The sequence below is a fragment of the Plantibacter sp. Mn2098 genome (genome assembly GCF_049319745.1).
Classification (GTDB): Bacteria; Actinomycetota; Actinomycetes; order Actinomycetales; family Microbacteriaceae; genus Plantibacter.
This window is the reverse complement of record NZ_JBMOUH010000005.1, coordinates 226,825-242,696: the sequence shown is the minus strand read 5'-3', so window position 1 is coordinate 242,696 and position 15,872 is coordinate 226,825. Positions and strand designations below refer to the sequence as shown.

Genomic DNA, 15,872 nt, shown 5'->3' with positions numbered 1-15,872 from the left:
TCCCGCCCAATCAGTCGCCCCCGGCCAGGAACGCCTGCAGCTTCGCGACGGCCTGATCGATGCTGAACGTCGCCGCCTTCTGCCGCGGCGGGAACTCCTCGAACGTCGCCAGGAACTGCGCGACGAGCGAGGTCGCAGCGAAGATCAGGTAGTCGTTGTCGAAGATCCAGTCGAAGTAGGTGTTCGACGTCTGGTCGGCCCGCTCGAACGGGTCCGTGCGGAGGTTGAACAGCTTCGGCACGCGCAACTCGACGAACGGTTCCATCCACACTTGCAGCGTGCCCTGGACGCGTTGCTCCATAAACACGACCTTCCAGTTGTCGAACCGGAGGGCCAGCACGTCGCCGTCGTCGGAGAAGTACACGAGTCCCTTGCGCGGACTGTGCTCCTCCTCGCCCGTGAGGTACGGCAGCAGGTTGTAGCCGTCGATGTGGACCTTGTAGCTGGTGTCGCCGATGGTCTTCCCGGCTTTCAGGTCCTCGACCGTGTCGAGATCGCCGGCCGCCGCGAGGAAGGTCGGCAGCCAGTCGTGGTGCTGGACGATCTCGTTCGACACCACGCCCGCCGGGATGTGCCCCGGCCAGCGGATGACCTCCGGGATGCGGAATGCGCCCTCCCAGTTGGTGTTCTTCTCGCTGCGGAACGGGGTCATGCCGCCGTCCGGCCACGTGTTCATGTGCGGGCCGTTGTCGGTGGAGTAGATCACGATCGTGTCCTCGGCGATCCCGAGCTCGTCGAGCTGATCGAGGAGGCCGCCGACGACGAGATCGTGGTCGATCATCGTGTCGTGGTACTCCGACTGCCAGCGCCCGGCCTGTCCGACGCTCTCCGGTTTCGGATGCGTGCGGAAGTGCATGTGGGTCGTGTTGACCCAGACGAAGAACGGGGTCTCGGAAGCAGCAGCTCGCCCGATGAAGTCCTTCGCGGCATCGGCGAACACCTCGTCGATCGTCTCCATCCGCTTGCGGGTGAGTGCTCCCGTGTCCTCGATCCGCTGCTTGCCGCGCGGTCCGTAGCGGCCGTCGACGGTGTCGTCGTCGACGTCGGTCGCCCAGGAGTGGATCACCCCGCGCGGCCTGGCGCGGTCGTTGAAGCCGGGGAAGTCCTCGACGGAGGGCCAGTTGGCGGCTTCCGGCTCCTCTTCCGCGTTCAAGTGATAGAGGTTGCCGAAGAACTCGTCGAAGCCGTGCACGGTCGGGAGGAACTCGTTCTTGTCGCCGAGGTGGTTCTTGCCGAACTGGCCCGTCGCGTAGCCGTGCGGCTTCAGGAGTTCGGCGATGGTCGGGTCCTCTGCGCGGAGGCCGAGGTCGGCGCCTGCGATCCCCACCTTGCTGAGGCCCGTGCGGAAGACGCTCTGCCCGGTGATGAAGGACGAGCGGCCGGCGGTGCAGCTCTGTTCGCCGTACGAATCGGTGAACCGCATGCCTTCGTCGGCGATGCGGTCGATGTTGGGGGTGTGGTACCCCATCAGTCCGTCGCTGTAACAGCTCAGGTTGGTGATGCCGATGTCATCGCCCCAGATGACCAGGATGTTGGGCTTTCCACCGGGCACGAGTGCCTCCTTCGCCTTGACCATGGCGCCGACAGCTCTGGCGCCCTCAGGTGACGATCCTGCATCGCCGGGGTCTGCTGCACTTCGCCTGTTCCGGGTGAGTATGACGGAAATCGGTCGCACTACTGACTTCTGGGCGATTTCGGGTTAAACTCATCCCACGACGCCGCGAGCCACCAGTATGGGGTTGGTCAGACGGGGGTCTGTAGGCTCGCGGTCGTCCTTGCAATGCTGGGCGAACGGGTTCGGGTCCCTGTTCGCCCAGCGGCATGTCTGCCCGGCGCGGGGCCCGGCTCGTTCGCCCGGCTTGCGCTTCTTGTGCGGCGGCAGTCTGCGGTGACATGCCGCCGCAGCACTACTCAGCCGATGTGGAAGCTGCCGATCCTCGTCGTCCCGTCGGACGTGAACACGGGAATGTCCCAGCCGTCCGGATGGGCGAGTTCCCGCTCAGCCTGCCAGCGGAGCGCCTCAGCCGGGTTCGACGGCCGCCCCGGATGCTCCGGGCTCGTCGCATCCAGCTCGCCACGGTTGACGTACCCCTGCACCGGCTGCCCGTCCGGGGCGACGCCGGACACGGCGACGAGGTCCGGATCGCCCTCGGCGGTGCCGAACGTCTGGCCGGCGCCGTTGACGCCCAGCCTGGTCGGAACGTGTGCGACGTACTGCAGTGTCGCGGTCCCGGTGAAGCCTGATCCTGGGGTGAAGAAGAAGTAAGTCGTCGTCGCGTCCAGCGGGAAGTCGAACCAGGACACACTGCTCGGTGAGCCGATGTCCGAGCCGCTCCAGCTGCCGTGCGGGTTGTTTCCGTTCGGATCCGTGCCATAGCTGAGGGACCCGGCGGTGAGGGCCGTGACGATCACGCGCGCGTGCGTCGCCTCAGGCGGACGGTCGCCGAGCGGGATCTCCACCGGCCCGGTGAAGCCGATGCCGGTCGGCTCGCCGAGGAGCGAGATGATCGGGGTCCCCGGCACAACGCCGGCAGGCGCCGTGACCGCGTCGCCCAGCTCCGGTTCCGGTTGGCCGGACGGAGGTACCGGCCGAGGCGACGCGGTGATGGAGTCGGTCGCTGCGAACGCGCCGGCAGAGACGCCGGCGCCCGCAATAGCGCCGACGAGGACGAGTCCGATCGCCCAGCCGGTGCGTCGACGAGGCGCCGTGCGTTCCGCGTGCGCGATGAGTCCCGTGCGGATCGCGTCGGAGCGCCTCGGATCGAATGACGCGTTCATGAGGCGTTCCCTTCCGTCAGTCGTGTTCGCGAGGGTGGATCGATGCCCGTGGGAGGAGTGCGCCCGACGCCGCCTCCCGGTGCGGCGGCGCTCGCCGCGGCGAGGCGCTTCCGCAGCCGCGACAGGCGCATCTTCGCCGCCGATTCACCGATCCCGATGGCCGCTGCCGCATCGGCGACGGTGAACCCTTCGAGCGCCGTCATCGCCACAAGTCGCGCGTCCGCGGGGCGCGCCGCTGCCATCACCGCTCGAACCCGCCGATCGCGGTCGGGGTCCGCATCCTCCAGGAGTGTCGCCGGGTCGGGAGCTGCCGTGGGCGGAGGCAGCGTCTCCAGGAATCTCCGGTACCGGTGGCGCGCCCTGAGGTGATTGCGGTGCACGTTGTGCGCCGTGACGAGGAGCCAGGGCAGGAGTGAGCCGTCGACGAAGCGGACCGAGCCGCGTCGTCGCCAGAGTTCGAGGAAGGTCACGGCCGAGAGGTCCTCGGCATCGTGGATGTCGCTCCCCGAGCGGATGAGATGCCGGAAGACGCGGTCCCGGTGATGATCCCAGACCTCGCCGAATGCCCGGGCGTCCCCGCCGAGCAGTCGCGCCCAGGTGGCCTCATCGGTGTTGTGTCCCATGCTCAATAGTGTCCGGACCGGCCGTGATCGTCACACCTGGCTTGCCGATCGCGTCGTCGCGCCGGTCGTGTCGCGGTCGTGTTGCCGGTCGTGTTGCTGGGAGATCGATGGACGATCATGTTCCTGACGAACATGTTCGTTAGAGTGGGGGCATCGACCAGCAGCACCCTCGTGAAGGAGTCACCATGACCACGCACCACCCGATCGCCATCATCGGAGGCGGCCTCGGCGGCCTCACGACCGCCCGCGTCCTGCACACGCGCGGCATCGCATCCACCGTCTTCGAACTCGAACCGAGCCGCGCGGCGCGCGTCCAGGGCGGCATGCTCGACATCCACGAGGACAACGGCCAGGTGGCCGTCGCCGCGGCCGGACTCGTCGAGGAGTTCACCTCGATCATCCACGAGGGCGGCGAGGCGATGCGCATCCTCGACCACACAGGAACGGTGCTCCGTGAAGAGCTCGACGACGGACTCAGAGGCCGCCCGGAGGTCGAGCGGGGTCAGCTCCGCGACCTGCTCATCGACTCGCTCCCGGAGGGCACGATCCAGTGGGGGCGCAAGGTCGTCGCCGTGCGCGCCGTCGATGATGCCGTCGATGGCGGCGGTGGTGTCGAGGGGCGCCACGAGGTCGAATTCGCCGATGGCGAGATCATCACGACCGATCTGCTCATCGGCGCGGACGGCGCGTGGTCACGGGTCCGCGGCCTCGTGTCCGACGCCATCCCGAGCTACACCGGCATCTCCTTCGTCGAGACCGATCTCTTCGACGCCGATGAGCGGCATCCAGCGGAAGCGGCCGCGATGGGCCCGGGCATGCTGTTCGCGCTGCGCGACGACACCGGGATCCTCGGCCACCGCGAGACCGACGGCAGCCTGCACGCCTACCTCGGGTTCCGGGTGGACGAGGACTGGATCGACACGATCGACTTCACCGACGACGATGCCGCCAAGCGTGCGATGCTCGACCGCCTGGACGGATGGGACGACGCCCTCCGCGGCTTCGTCTCCAACGCGGACACCGGGCTGACGGCGCGTCGGATCAATGCCCTGCCCATCGGCCACACCTGGGAGCGGACGCCGGGCGTGACCCTGCTCGGCGATGCGGCGCACGTGATGTCACCGTTCGCGGGGGAGGGGGCGAACCTCGCGATGTACGACGGCGCACTGCTCGCCATCGCGATCGCCGAGCACCCGGGCGACACCGAAACGGCGCTCGCCGCGTATGAGCGCGAGCTGTTCCCACGCTCTGCTGCGTCCGCAGCGGAGTCGGCCGCCAGCCTCGACGTCATCTTCAGCCCGGGTTCGCCGGCCGGACTGCTGGAGCAGTTCGCCCGGTTCGACGAGCTGCGCCCGGGAGGAGCGCCGGCGCAGACGTCCGGCGCCGAGTAGCACGCGCCGCCTGGCGGAAGGAGAACCGCGCGAGGGAAGGACGTTTCCGCGAGGAACGTCCTTCCCTCGCGCGGTTCTCCTGTTCTCGCGACGTGCGACGCGCGCGGCGACTCGCTGCGTCAGGGGAGGATACGCGCCCCACGAGCGGTCCGCCGGGAGAAATATTGCGTTCGAATGCATACAAGCCTTGCGTCGCGTATCCGCAAGCACATAGTCTGATCTGCTGCACCCGCTTCCGCCCGTCGGACCCGTGCGGCTCGATCCCCAGTGTGCTCCCTGTGCACCTCCGGATCGGAGCCACCCAACAGGATGAGGAGGAACGTCATGTCGAACACGACCCCCACCGCGGATATCCCTGGGTATGCTCGTGGCTTCGTCGGCGGTCCAGTCTTCCGTGCCTTCGTCGCCGGACGACGCCTCGCCGTAGCCTCCAGGCCGCTGTAGCCTCTGCCGCCGGAGGACACCGGAGCGTCGGATCACCGATCCGTCCGCCCGCAGCCGTCGGCAACCGACCATCCACGCCGCGCCTCCTGCGCGCGGTCCTGCCGGGTCATCGCACCCGCGCCAGCTCTCGATCTCCATCCCATCCAGCCGGACGACTGCACGTCCGCGCGCACCCACTGAGGATCATCCGCAATGTCATCGACCGGCGACGACCGCCGTACCGACCAATCCGCCGCACAACAACCTCCTGAACACGCAGCTGAACACGCAGCTGAACAGCCGCGCCTCAACACGCTCCGAGCGTTGGCGCGCATCTATCCGTTCGCCAAGCCAGCGATGCCGCGCATCTACCTCGGTATGGGCGCTGCACTCGCGGCTGGCCTCGTCGCGCTCGGCATCCCGCTCATCCTGCAGTCGCTCGTGGACGGTCCGCTCTCCACCGGCGACGCGAACCAGGTGTGGCCCGCCGTGCTGCTCGTCCTCGGGCTCGGCATCGTCGAGGCGATCATGATCGCCCTGCGCCGCTGGTTCGTGCTGACGCCCGGCACGCGCATCGAAGCGAGCATGCGCAACGCATTGTTCGCGAAGCTGCAGGACCTGCCCGTCAACTTCCACGACAAGTGGCAGAGCGGACAGCTGCTCTCGCGCGCCGTGAGCGACCTCGGCCTCATCCGCCGGTGGATCTCCTTCGGCTTCGTGCTGCTCATCGTCAACGGGGTCACGATCGTGATCGGCGCCGTCATCCTGTTCACCTGGAACTGGCTGCTCGGGCTCATCTTCATCGCGCTCGCCATCCCGATCTGGATCTACGGATTCAAGTTCGAGGGCAAGTATTCGGTGATCGCCCGCCGCAGCCAGGACCAGGCCGGCGACCTCGCGACGGCTGTCGAGGAGTCGGTGCACGGCATCCGCGTCCTCAAGGCGTTCGGCCGTGGCAAGCACGCGCTGAAGAACTTCTCCTCGCAGGCCGAGGACCTCCGCGGCACCGAGATCGAGAAGGCGAAGGCGATCGCCGGCATCTGGCTGTGGCTCGTGCTGCTGCCGGACATCGCGTTCGCGTTGTGTCTGCTCGCCGGGTTGTGGCTCGCATCGATCGATCAGCTCACCGTCGGTCAGCTGTTCGCGTTCTTCGCGACGGCGACCGTGCTGCGCTTCCCGATCGAGTCGATCGGCTTCCTGCTCGCGATGACGTTCGACACGCGGACCGCGACGGACCGCTACTTCGAGGTCATGGACTCGGTCAACACGATCACCGATCCTGAGCACCCGAAGACGATCGCTGACCCGAAGGGCGAGCTCGTGTTCGAGGGCGCCCACTTCCGGTACCAGGACTCACCGGAGCGTTACCCGGACATCCTCAACGGCATCGACCTGCGGCTGGAGCCGGGGGAGACGATGGCGCTCGTCGGGCTCACGGGGTCCGGCAAGTCGACGCTCACCGCGCTCACGACCCGTCTCTACGACGTGACGGGCGGCAGCATCAAGGTCGACGGCGTCGACATCCGCGACCTCACGCGTGAGGAACTGCGTCGTCACATCGCGATGGCGTTCGAGGATGCGACCCTGTTCTCCGCGAGCGTCAAGCAGAACGTCCTGCTCGGGCGCGACGACCTGGACCTCGATTCGCCTGAGGCGGACCGGGTGCTGCAGGAGGCGCTCGACATCGCGCAGGCCGGCTTTGTCGCCGAACTGCCGGATGGCGCGGACACGACGGTCGGCGAGGAGGGGCTCAGCCTCTCGGGCGGGCAGCGTCAGCGGCTCGCGCTCGCGCGTGCCGTCGCGGCCCGGCCGGCGATCCTGGTGCTCGACGACCCGTTGTCGGCGCTCGACGTCGACACGGAGGCGCTCGTGGAAGCAGCGCTGCGCCGGGTGCTCGCATCCACGACGGCGCTCATCGTGGCCCACCGCCCGAGCACGGTGATGCTCGCGGACCGTGTCGCGCTCCTCGAGGACGGCCGCATCACAGCGGTCGGCCGCCATTCCCAATTGCTCCAGGACAACGAGCACTACCGCTACGTCATCTCGAGTCTCGAGGACGAAGAACTCGAAGCAGCACGTCAGGAGGTGAACCTGTGACCATCGCATCGGTGACCGGTGTCGAGGGTGAGGAACGCAACGACCTCAGCCGCGAAGAATCCAAGCAGGTCAGGAAGCGCTCCCTGCGTCTCCTGGGCTCGTTGCTGCACCCGCTACGGTGGCGGGTGGTCGGCGCGATGCTCATCGTCGTCGTCTCGACCGCAGCGCAGGTGGCGGGTCCAGCCCTCATCGCGCTCGGTATCGACCAGGCGCTCCCGGCCATCATCGGCCGGATGGACTGGACGCCCGCGATCCTGATCGTCGGCGCCTACCTGCTGAGCGGCGCCGTCGGGGCGCTCCTGATCGCCTGGTACACGGTCCTCGCGGCCCGCATCAGCCAGGCGATCCTGATCGACCTGCGCAAGCGCGTGTTCCTGCAGACGCAGCGTCTGAGCCTCGACTTCCACGAGAACTACACGTCCGGCCGGATCATCTCCCGTCAGACGAGCGACCTGGACGCCATCCGGGAGCTGCTCGACTCCGGCATCAACCAGCTCGTGTCCGGGTTCCTCTACATGGCGTTCACGGCGGCCGCGCTGGTGCTCGTCGACTGGGTGTCAGGGCTGGTCTTGCTCGGGTCGCTCGTGCCGTTGTTCATCCTGACCCGCTGGTTCCAGAAGCGGTCGCAGGTGCTGTTCCGCGACTCGCGGGTGGCGTCGGCGAAGCTCATCGTCTTCTTCGTGGAGTCGATGACGGGCATCCGCGCCGTGAAGGCGTTCCGCAAGGAGAAGCGCAACGAGAAGGAGTTCGGCGGTCTCGTCGAGGACTACCGCGACGTCAACGCGCGTGTCATCCAGCTGTTCGGCGTCTTCGATCCTGGGCTCATCCTGATCGGCAACGTGTCGGTCGCGGTCGTGCTCCTCGTCGGCGGCTTCCGGGTCGCCGACGGGCAGCTCGCGATCGGTGCGCTCCTCGCGGCGCTCCTCTACACGCGTCGGTTCTTCGATCCGATGGAGGAGATGGCGATGTTCTACAACTCCTACCAGTCGGCCGCCGCAGCGCTCGAGAAGATCTCGGGTGTGCTGGAGGAGGAGCCGAGCGTTCCTGACCCCGTGAAGCCCGTCGACCTGTGGACCTCGCGCGGCGAGTTGGCGTTCGACGACGTGACGTTCGCGTATCAGAACGGGAAGGTCATCCTGCCGAGCTTCACGCTCGACATCCCGGCAGGGCAGACGATCGCGCTCGTCGGGACGACCGGTGCGGGCAAGTCGACGCTCGCGAAGCTCATCAGCCGGTTCTACGACCCGTCGGAAGGCGCCGTGAAACTCGACGGCATCGATCTGCGGGACCTGCACCCGAAGGACCTGCGCCGCGCCATCGTGATGGTGACGCAGGAGGCGTACCTGTTCTCCGGGACGGTGGCGGACAACATCGCGATCGGTCGACCGGACGCCTCGCTCGACGAGATCAAGGCGGCGGCGCGTGCGGTCGGAGCCGACGCGTTCATCGAGGCGTTGCCGAACGGGTACGACACGGACGTCAACAAGCGGGGCGGTCGTGTCTCCGCCGGACAGCGCCAACTGCTCTCGTTCGCGCGGGCGTTCCTCGCCGACCCGACTGTGCTCATCCTCGACGAGGCGACGGCGTCGCTCGACATCCCGAGCGAGCGGCTCGTGCAGGACGCGTTGCAGACGCTTCTCGCGGACCGGACGGCCATCATCATCGCTCACCGCCTGTCCACGGTGGCCATCGCGGACCGGGTGCTCGTGATGGAGCACGGGAAGATCATCGAGGACGGGACGCCGGCTGCGCTCATCGGCGGGACCGGACGGTTCGCGCAGATGCACGCGGCGTGGAAGAACTCGCTGGTGTGATCTCCACCCGCTCCCTCGACCGCGTCGTCCGGTGACGGCAAGCCGATGCTGGCACCCAGAACGGGTGCCGGCATCGGCTGTTTTCGGGGAGCGTTTTCCGACAGACGGCTCCGGTGATGGCGGCGGACGACGGCGCGCTACGTGCGCGTCGCGTTTTCCTGCCACAATGACCCCATGGTCACTGCGGATTCGAGTGTGTTGCGTGTCGCCGTCGCCGACGACGCAGTGCTCCTTCGCGAGGGCGTCGGACAGATTCTCGCGGCGAACGGACACACCGTCGTGGCGTCCGTCGGATCCGCCGATGAGCTCGTACCGCTCATCGAGGGCGGGCTCGGCGTCGACGCCGTCGTCCTCGACATCAGGATGCCGCCGACGCACACGGACGAGGGCATCGTCGCGCTCGAACGGCTGCGCGCGAACGGTTTCGACGGCGGAGTGCTCCTGCTCAGCACCTACGCGGTGCCGAGCTACGCCGTGCGCGCCCTCGGCTCCGGCAACGGCACCGGCTACCTCTTGAAGGACCGCGTCGCCGACCCTGGAACACTCGTCCAAGCCGTCGAGACGGTCGCGGCAGGCGGATCCGTCGTCGACCCGGAGGTCGTCGCGCTGCTCGTCGCCGACCGAGGGCGGACCGACGGTCTCGACGACCTCACCGAGCGAGAGCGTGAAGTCCTCACCCTGATGGCCGAGGGGCGTTCCAACTCAGGCATCGCCTCCGGACTGCTCGTGAGCCTCAAGACCGTCGAAGCGCACATCAGCCGCATCCTCGCGAAGCTCGGGCTCGAGGACTCGCCGGCCGACCACCGCCGTGTGCTCGCGGTGATCCGCTGGCTGGAACACCGCGATGGCTAGCCTCGCCGCACCCGGGCGACGGAGCGGAACCAGATCCACACCGACCATGCCGTGGCTGCTGCGCCTCGCGATCGTGTGTGCGGTCATCGTGGTCATCGTGCTGTCCGCCGGGTTCGCGGTGTTCGAGTCCGGGCGGGTCATGGGGACGGAGATCTCCTGGGTCATCGGTCACGTCGTCGCCGCCGTGTGCGCCGGGTTCATCTGGTGGCTGTCGCCCGCGCCCATGCCCGGGTGGGTCATCGTCGCCTATTGCGTCGCGGAGACCGCGTACACCTGGGCGATCGGGATCCAGGCCGGGTGGGCGTGGCCGCTGTTCATCTGGGTCTCGTTCCTGCCGGGCGCGGCCCTCGTCTGGCTTGCCCTCGCCTTCCCGGCCGGGCGGTTACGACGGGGGTTCGATCGGGGTCTGGTGACCACGGCCGTCACGTATCTGGCGGTGTACGCGACGGTCGACCTGCTCATCGGCTCGAGGCATCCGGGGTCGATCTCGCAACCGAGTTCGTACGCGGTGTTCTCCAACCCGGCGCTCGCGGCGGTGCTGTCGCAGGTCCACGCCGCGATCATGGCGATGTTCGCCGTCGTCGTCGCCGTTGTGGTCATCATGCGGTGGGCGAGGAGCACGGGCGCCGCGAGGCAGGTCGCGTTCATCATGCCGGTCGCGTTCCTCATCTGGTTGGCCTTCGGCATCCTCTGGAGTCTCGCCCAGCTGGGTGGGTGGCCGCCGACCGCGCGGCTCATCGTCGAGAACGTCAACGTCCTGTCTGTCGCCTTCGTGCCGATCGCCTATGCGACGGGACTCGTGCGGATGCGTGCGATCCGGGCGCGCGCCGTCGACCTCGTGCAGACCGGCGAGGCGCCGACGGCCACGGGTCACGATCGATGGAACGGCTCGGTGCGGACGGTGCTCGGCGACCGCACGGCGGCGCTCGTCTGGCCGGGGTCGCAGCGCACGTCGTCGGCGGACGCGCGCGGCCGGGCGCTGTCCACCGTCGGGGATCCCGAGTCCCCGCTCGTCTACATCGACCACGATGCAGCTCTGCTCGACAACCCGCTCCTCCTGCGCTCCGTTTCGGCATCGCTGCGCATCATGATCGAGAACGAGCGGTTGACCGCCGAGCTGCGGCAGTCGTTGCGCGAGGTGAACCGTTCGCGACTGCGCATCGTGCGCGCGGCCGACGAGGCGAGGCGCCGGGCGGAACGCGATCTGCACGACGGCTCGCAGCAGCAGCTGTTCTCCGTCGCCCTGCGGTTGCGGATGGCGAGCGATCAGGCGCGGGCCAACGGGCAGGACGAGCTCGCCGACAATCTCGAGGTCACGATCGACCAGCTCGCGAGCGCGATCAAGGAGCTGCGCGAACTGGCGAGGGGGCTGCACCCGGCGCTGCTCTCCGAGGGAGGGCTGTCCCCGGCGCTCGCGGAGCTCGGACGCCGGTGCACGGTGCCGACGAAGGTCATCGTCGACGTGCGCGAACGGCCGAAGCCCATCGTCGAGTCGACGGTCTACTACGTCGTGTCGGAGTGCCTCGCGAACGTGGCGAAGTATTCGCTCGCCTCGTCCTGCGTGGTGGTGGTCCGTGAGGAGGCCGACGACCGATTGGTCGTGACGGTCTCCGACGATGGTGCCGGCGGCGCGGACCCGACCGGCGGGAGTGGACTGCGCGGCCTTGCCGACCGGGTCGACGCGGTCGGCGGCATCATGAGCGTGCGGAGCCCGATGGGGGAGGGCACGGTCATCGAGGTCGATCTGCCGTTGCGGTGACCGGTGCCTGCTCCGGGTGCCAGGTCGCCTATTCCGGCAGGGCGGTCCTCGCCAGGCGGTAGCGACCGCCGGACAGCTCCACGAGCGGTGTGTCCTCCGCTTCGTAGTGTTCGCGAGCGATCTCCTCGTGGCCGAGGGGTGGGAATCCACCTGATCTGACCACGCGCCACCACGCGACACTGTGTCCGTAGTGCGCCATCACCCGTCCGACGCCGCGAGCCGACCGTGAGCCGATGACCGCCGCGACCTGGCCGTAGGTCAGTGCGCAGCCCTCAGGGATCTCGGCGACGACGGCGAGTACCGCCTCGGTGAAGTCGTCGGAGGTGCGGATCGACGGATCGGAGCTGTCACCCATGCCGTTGCTGCGCCCGAACGGTTACGGCAGCTCGATGCGGGCGATGGTCTCGCTGTAGTCGGTCTCGCCGACGGGCTTGAAGCCGACGCGCAGGAAGAAGGCCTCCGGGCCGGACTCGCCGGGCTCGTAGATGACGTTCACATGGTCGAAGCCGCGCTTGCGCGCCTCATCGGTGAGCGAATCGACGGCGAAACGGCCGACGCCGCGACCCTGGTCGTCCGCGTCGACGTTGATGCGCCACAGGGCGGAGCGGAACTCCTCCTGGTGCGCCTCCGGGTCGAAGTTGGCGCTGATGAACCCGACGACTTCATCGCCGTCGAGGACGACGCGCTGCCAGGCGGTGGCCGGGTTGATGACGGCCGCTGCGACGGAGTAGGACACCGGTGCGACGAACTGCTCCTGGCCCGGTTTGAGCGTCAGAGCGTTGACCGCAACGATCGTGGATGCGGACAGTTCTTCCAAACGCAACTCAGCCATGCCCTAAGGGTAACGTGTCGGTTGCTCGCGCTGGTAGCGGGCCAGCCCCACCCACAGCACATGTTCATGTGCGGCGATCCGGGCGCCGCCAGCCGCCGGTTCGCCTCCCGGGGGGCGCCCGCCCGACGATCGCCTGACAGAACTGTCTTGATGTCGAGAGACTTGGCGGGGTCTTGTAGGCTAGGGAGCGGCCGCACCACTGCAGCATCTCGGACGCGGCCCTCTCCATGCCAGGCGGAGCATCCCACCGCGTGCGCACACTCCAGTAGGCCGCTCGAACCGCGGCATCAGAAAGGACAATCTGTGTCGAAGATCAAGGTCGAGGGCACCGTCGTCGAACTCGACGGCGATGAGATGACTCGCATCATCTGGCAGTTCATCAAGGACTCCCTCATCCACCCCTACCTCGATGTGAACCTCGAGTACTACGACCTGGGCATCCAGAAGCGCGACGAGACCGACGACCAGATCACGATCGACGCCGCTCACGCCATCCAGAAGCACGGTGTCGGCGTCAAGTGCGCGACGATCACGCCGGATGAGGCACGCGTCGAGGAGTTCGGCCTGAAGAAGATGTGGCGGAGCCCCAACGGCACCATCCGCAACATCCTCGGCGGCGTCATCTTCCGCGAGCCCATCATCATCTCGAACATCCCGCGCCTGGTGCCCGGCTGGAACAAGCCGATCATCATCGGCCGCCACGCGTTCGGCGACCAGTACCGCGCAACCGACTTCCTCTTCAAGGGTGAAGGCAAGCTCACGGTCGAGTTCACCCCGGACGACGGCTCGGAGCCGCAGAAGTTCGAGGTCTTCCAGTCGCCAGGCGACGGCATCGCGCAGGTCCAGTACAACCTGGACTCCTCGATCCGCGACTTCGCGCGTGCGAGCCTCAACTACGGCCTCAACCGCAACTACCCGGTGTACCTCTCCACGAAGAACACGATCCTGAAGGCGTACGACGGCCGCTTCAAGGACATCTTCCAGGAGATCTTCGACGCCGAGTTCAAGGAGCAGTTCGAAGCTGCCGGCATCACCTACGAGCACCGCCTCATCGACGACATGGTCGCTTCGGCCATGAAGTGGGAGGGCGGCTACGTCTGGGCCTGCAAGAACTACGACGGCGACGTCCAGTCCGACACCGTTGCACAGGGCTTCGGTTCGCTCGGCCTCATGACGAGCGTCCTTGCGACGCCGGACGGCAAGATCGTCGAGGCGGAGGCCGCACACGGCACCGTCACGCGTCACTACCGTCAGCACCAGCAGGGCAAGCCCACGTCCACGAACCCGATCGCGTCGATCTTCGCGTGGACCCGTGGCCTGCAGCACCGTGGCGTCCTCGACGGCAACCAGGAGCTCATCGACTTCGCAGCAACGCTCGAGGACGTCGTCATCAAGACGGTCGAGTCCGGCGCCATGACGAAGGACCTCGCGCTCCTCGTCGGCCCCGACCAGGCGTACCAGACCACGGAGGACTTCCTGGAGACGATCTCCGACAACCTGAAGGCTCGCATCGAGGCGTAATCGCCTTCGCGTTCCGACACTGCGGCGGGCCCGGATCTCACGATCCGGGCCCGCCGTTCGCGTTGGTCCACCGTTCGTGACTGCCCACCGTTTGTGACTGCCCACCGTTCGCGTCTGGCTGCCGTTGGCGGTTCACAACTCAGGACGTCCGCGGCGTGTCGACTGCGACACGCGGCAAACGGGTCGCGACGCGCCGGGGCCGTCCTGAATTGCGAACGAGCGGGATCGATGCGATGCGCTACTTCACGAGGAACGGGTAGAGGACCTCTGGCGGTGAGGAGAGCGCGGACTTGACCCGGCGGGCCGTGTCGTCGGCCGTGACCTCGAACGCACCCTGGTCGAGGCCGTCGAGTGCGGCGCGCACGATGTCGGCCGGATCGTTCTTCGGGGAGTCGATGCCGTTCGTCATCGGCGTGTCCGTGTATCCGAAGTGCAGGCCGAGGACACGGGTGCCCTGCTCGGCCAGCTGGATGCGCAACACGTTCGAGAGCGACCACAGCGCCGCCTTCGTCGCTCCGTATGCGCCGTGCGCCGGCATGCTCGCCCAGCTGAGCGCCGAGTGGACCTGGATGAAGGCGCCGCCGCCGTTCGCGCCGAGGATGGGGGCGAAGGCGCGGTTGATCGCGAGCGGCCCGTACACGTTCACCTCGAACTGCCGGCGGACCGCGTCGAGCGGGGTCGTGAGCGCGTCGTCGTCCTTCGGTGAGACGCCGGCGTTGTTGATGACGATCGTGGTGTCCTGTGCCGCGGCCGCGACCGATGCGATGTCCGCCTCGCTCGTGACGTCGAGGGCGAGCGGGACGACGCGGGCGTCATCCCAGTCCTGCGGGTTCCGCGCGGTGGCATAGACCTTGACTGCGCCGCGGGCGAGGGCCTGCGAGACGAACTCGCGTCCCAGGCCGCCGTTGGCTCCGGTGATGAGGACCACGGCGCCGTTGAGGGAGCCGTCCTGCGATGGCGGCGTCGATGCTGATGTCGATGTTGATGCCGATGCTGATGCCGATGCTGACGGCGCGGTCTGAGCGGAGGGTGCTGCTGAGGAATCGGTTGACATGATGCTCCTGGGTCGGTGGCTAACTTGTACAGTGCAAGTTAGCTCGGCTCGGCCGTATTCCCGTCGGTTCCTCCGATTTTCGGGAAGGCTCGTCGTCGGTCGGGAGGCGCAACCCCCAGGACCTCGTTCTGAGCAGGGCGCGGGGATCGCGTCGTCCGGGCGTGACGTAGCATCGCACGCATGGGATCGCCGCGCAGGACACACTCGGGGGAGTCGCGTCCGTCCAAGCCGGAGCCGCTGTGCTCCATCGAGCGGACGGCGCAGCTGATGGGGGACCGCTGGACGGTCCTCATCCTGCGGGAGGTGCTGCTGTATCGGCTGGAACGGTTCGCCGACATCGAGCGCATCCTGCGCATCGCCCCGAACATCCTCACGGATCGGCTGACCTCGCTCGTCGACGCCGGACTGCTCCGGAAGGTGGAGTATCGCGAGGCCGGGTCGCGGGCCAGGTTCGCGTATCAGCCGACGCCTGCCGGCGAAGACCTCAAGCTCGTCCTCGCCGCGATGCAGCAGTGGGGCGATGAGCACATCCCGCCGGCCGCCGGTGTCACGATCGCGCGCGAGACGGCGAGTGGGCATCGTCCCGTCCATCTGGGCTTCGTCGACGCCGCCGGCGCCGAACACCCGCTCGACGACATCGCCTTCGTCCCCACCGCCGCCTACGAGCCGCGCGAGGGGTCGCAAACGGCGGGTGCGACGCGTCAGGACTAGCCGTTTGCGACCCCTCG

At 67.9% G+C, this 15,872-nt stretch carries 13 protein-coding genes; 7 read left to right on the top strand and 6 right to left on the bottom strand.

Annotation, left to right across the window (positions count from 1 at the left end):
* Window positions 1-10 precede the first annotated feature (10 nt).
* The 3 genes from ACL9RL_RS09915 to ACL9RL_RS09905 all read right to left on the bottom strand — a co-directional run bounded on the left by ACL9RL_RS09915 (window position 11) and on the right by ACL9RL_RS09905 (window position 3,401).
* Window positions 11-1,552 carry an arylsulfatase gene (locus ACL9RL_RS09915; RefSeq protein WP_422780078.1) on the bottom strand — a complete coding sequence of 514 codons (1,542 nt, stop codon included), beginning with the start codon at window positions 1,550-1,552 and terminating at the stop codon, window positions 11-13.
* A gap of 359 nt (window positions 1,553-1,911) precedes the next feature.
* Window positions 1,912-2,778: a hypothetical protein gene (locus ACL9RL_RS09910; protein ID WP_422780077.1), complete on the bottom strand. Its 867-nt coding sequence runs from the start codon at window positions 2,776-2,778 to the stop codon at window positions 1,912-1,914.
* On the bottom strand, window positions 2,775-3,401 hold the full coding sequence (locus ACL9RL_RS09905) for an RNA polymerase sigma factor (RefSeq protein ID WP_422780076.1): 627 nt from the start codon (window positions 3,399-3,401) through the stop codon (window positions 2,775-2,777). The genes ACL9RL_RS09910 and ACL9RL_RS09905 overlap by 4 nt, the downstream gene beginning before the upstream one ends.
* A 185-nt stretch (window positions 3,402-3,586) precedes the next feature.
* Between ACL9RL_RS09905 and ACL9RL_RS09900 the strand changes: the two genes are divergently transcribed.
* From ACL9RL_RS09900 to ACL9RL_RS09880, 5 genes are all read left to right on the top strand, one after another.
* A complete protein-coding gene (locus tag ACL9RL_RS09900; RefSeq protein WP_422780075.1) occupies window positions 3,587-4,792 on the top strand; it encodes an FAD-dependent oxidoreductase in 1,206 nt (401 codons plus the stop codon).
* A 636-nt stretch (window positions 4,793-5,428) separates the two neighbouring features.
* A complete protein-coding gene (locus ACL9RL_RS09895) occupies window positions 5,429-7,312 on the top strand; it encodes an ABC transporter ATP-binding protein (protein ID WP_422780074.1) in 1,884 nt (627 codons plus the stop codon).
* Complete coding sequence (locus ACL9RL_RS09890; RefSeq protein WP_422780073.1) at window positions 7,309-9,126, top strand: ABC transporter ATP-binding protein; 1,818 nt, start codon at window positions 7,309-7,311, stop codon at window positions 9,124-9,126. Before ACL9RL_RS09895 ends, ACL9RL_RS09890 begins: the two co-directional genes overlap by 4 nt.
* A 174-nt stretch (window positions 9,127-9,300) precedes the next feature.
* Complete coding sequence (locus ACL9RL_RS09885; RefSeq protein ID WP_422780072.1) at window positions 9,301-9,978, top strand: LuxR C-terminal-related transcriptional regulator; 678 nt, start codon at window positions 9,301-9,303, stop codon at window positions 9,976-9,978.
* Window positions 9,971-11,737, top strand: a complete 1,767-nt coding sequence (locus tag ACL9RL_RS09880; RefSeq protein WP_422780071.1) for a sensor histidine kinase — start codon at window positions 9,971-9,973, stop codon at window positions 11,735-11,737. The genes ACL9RL_RS09885 and ACL9RL_RS09880 overlap by 8 nt, the downstream gene beginning before the upstream one ends.
* A gap of 28 nt (window positions 11,738-11,765) precedes the next feature.
* Here ACL9RL_RS09880 and ACL9RL_RS09875 read toward each other — a convergent pair whose 3' ends face one another.
* Together ACL9RL_RS09875 and ACL9RL_RS09870 are read right to left on the bottom strand one after the other, a co-directional pair.
* The gene (locus tag ACL9RL_RS09875) at window positions 11,766-12,092 is read right to left on the bottom strand and encodes an MGMT family protein (protein ID WP_422780070.1); all 327 of its coding nucleotides are present in this window, start codon (window positions 12,090-12,092) and stop codon (window positions 11,766-11,768) included.
* 21 nt (window positions 12,093-12,113) lie between these two features.
* Window positions 12,114-12,569 carry a GNAT family N-acetyltransferase gene (locus tag ACL9RL_RS09870; protein ID WP_422780069.1) on the bottom strand — a complete coding sequence of 152 codons (456 nt, stop codon included), beginning with the start codon at window positions 12,567-12,569 and terminating at the stop codon, window positions 12,114-12,116.
* Between the two features lie 303 nt (window positions 12,570-12,872).
* Here ACL9RL_RS09870 and ACL9RL_RS09865 point away from each other — a divergent pair, with 303 nt between their 5' ends.
* The gene (locus tag ACL9RL_RS09865) at window positions 12,873-14,090 is read left to right on the top strand and encodes an NADP-dependent isocitrate dehydrogenase (RefSeq protein WP_422780068.1); all 1,218 of its coding nucleotides are present in this window, start codon (window positions 12,873-12,875) and stop codon (window positions 14,088-14,090) included.
* 238 nt (window positions 14,091-14,328) lie between these two features.
* Here the strand turns inward: ACL9RL_RS09865 and ACL9RL_RS09860 are convergent, their stop codons facing one another.
* Window positions 14,329-15,144, bottom strand: a complete 816-nt coding sequence (locus ACL9RL_RS09860; RefSeq protein WP_422780067.1) for an SDR family oxidoreductase — start codon at window positions 15,142-15,144, stop codon at window positions 14,329-14,331.
* 180 nt (window positions 15,145-15,324) lie between these two features.
* Between ACL9RL_RS09860 and ACL9RL_RS09855 the strand changes: the two genes are divergently transcribed.
* Window positions 15,325-15,855 (top strand): winged helix-turn-helix transcriptional regulator, encoded by a 531-nt coding sequence (locus tag ACL9RL_RS09855; protein ID WP_422780066.1) that lies wholly within the window; start codon window positions 15,325-15,327, stop codon window positions 15,853-15,855.
* Window positions 15,856-15,872 lie beyond the last annotated feature (17 nt).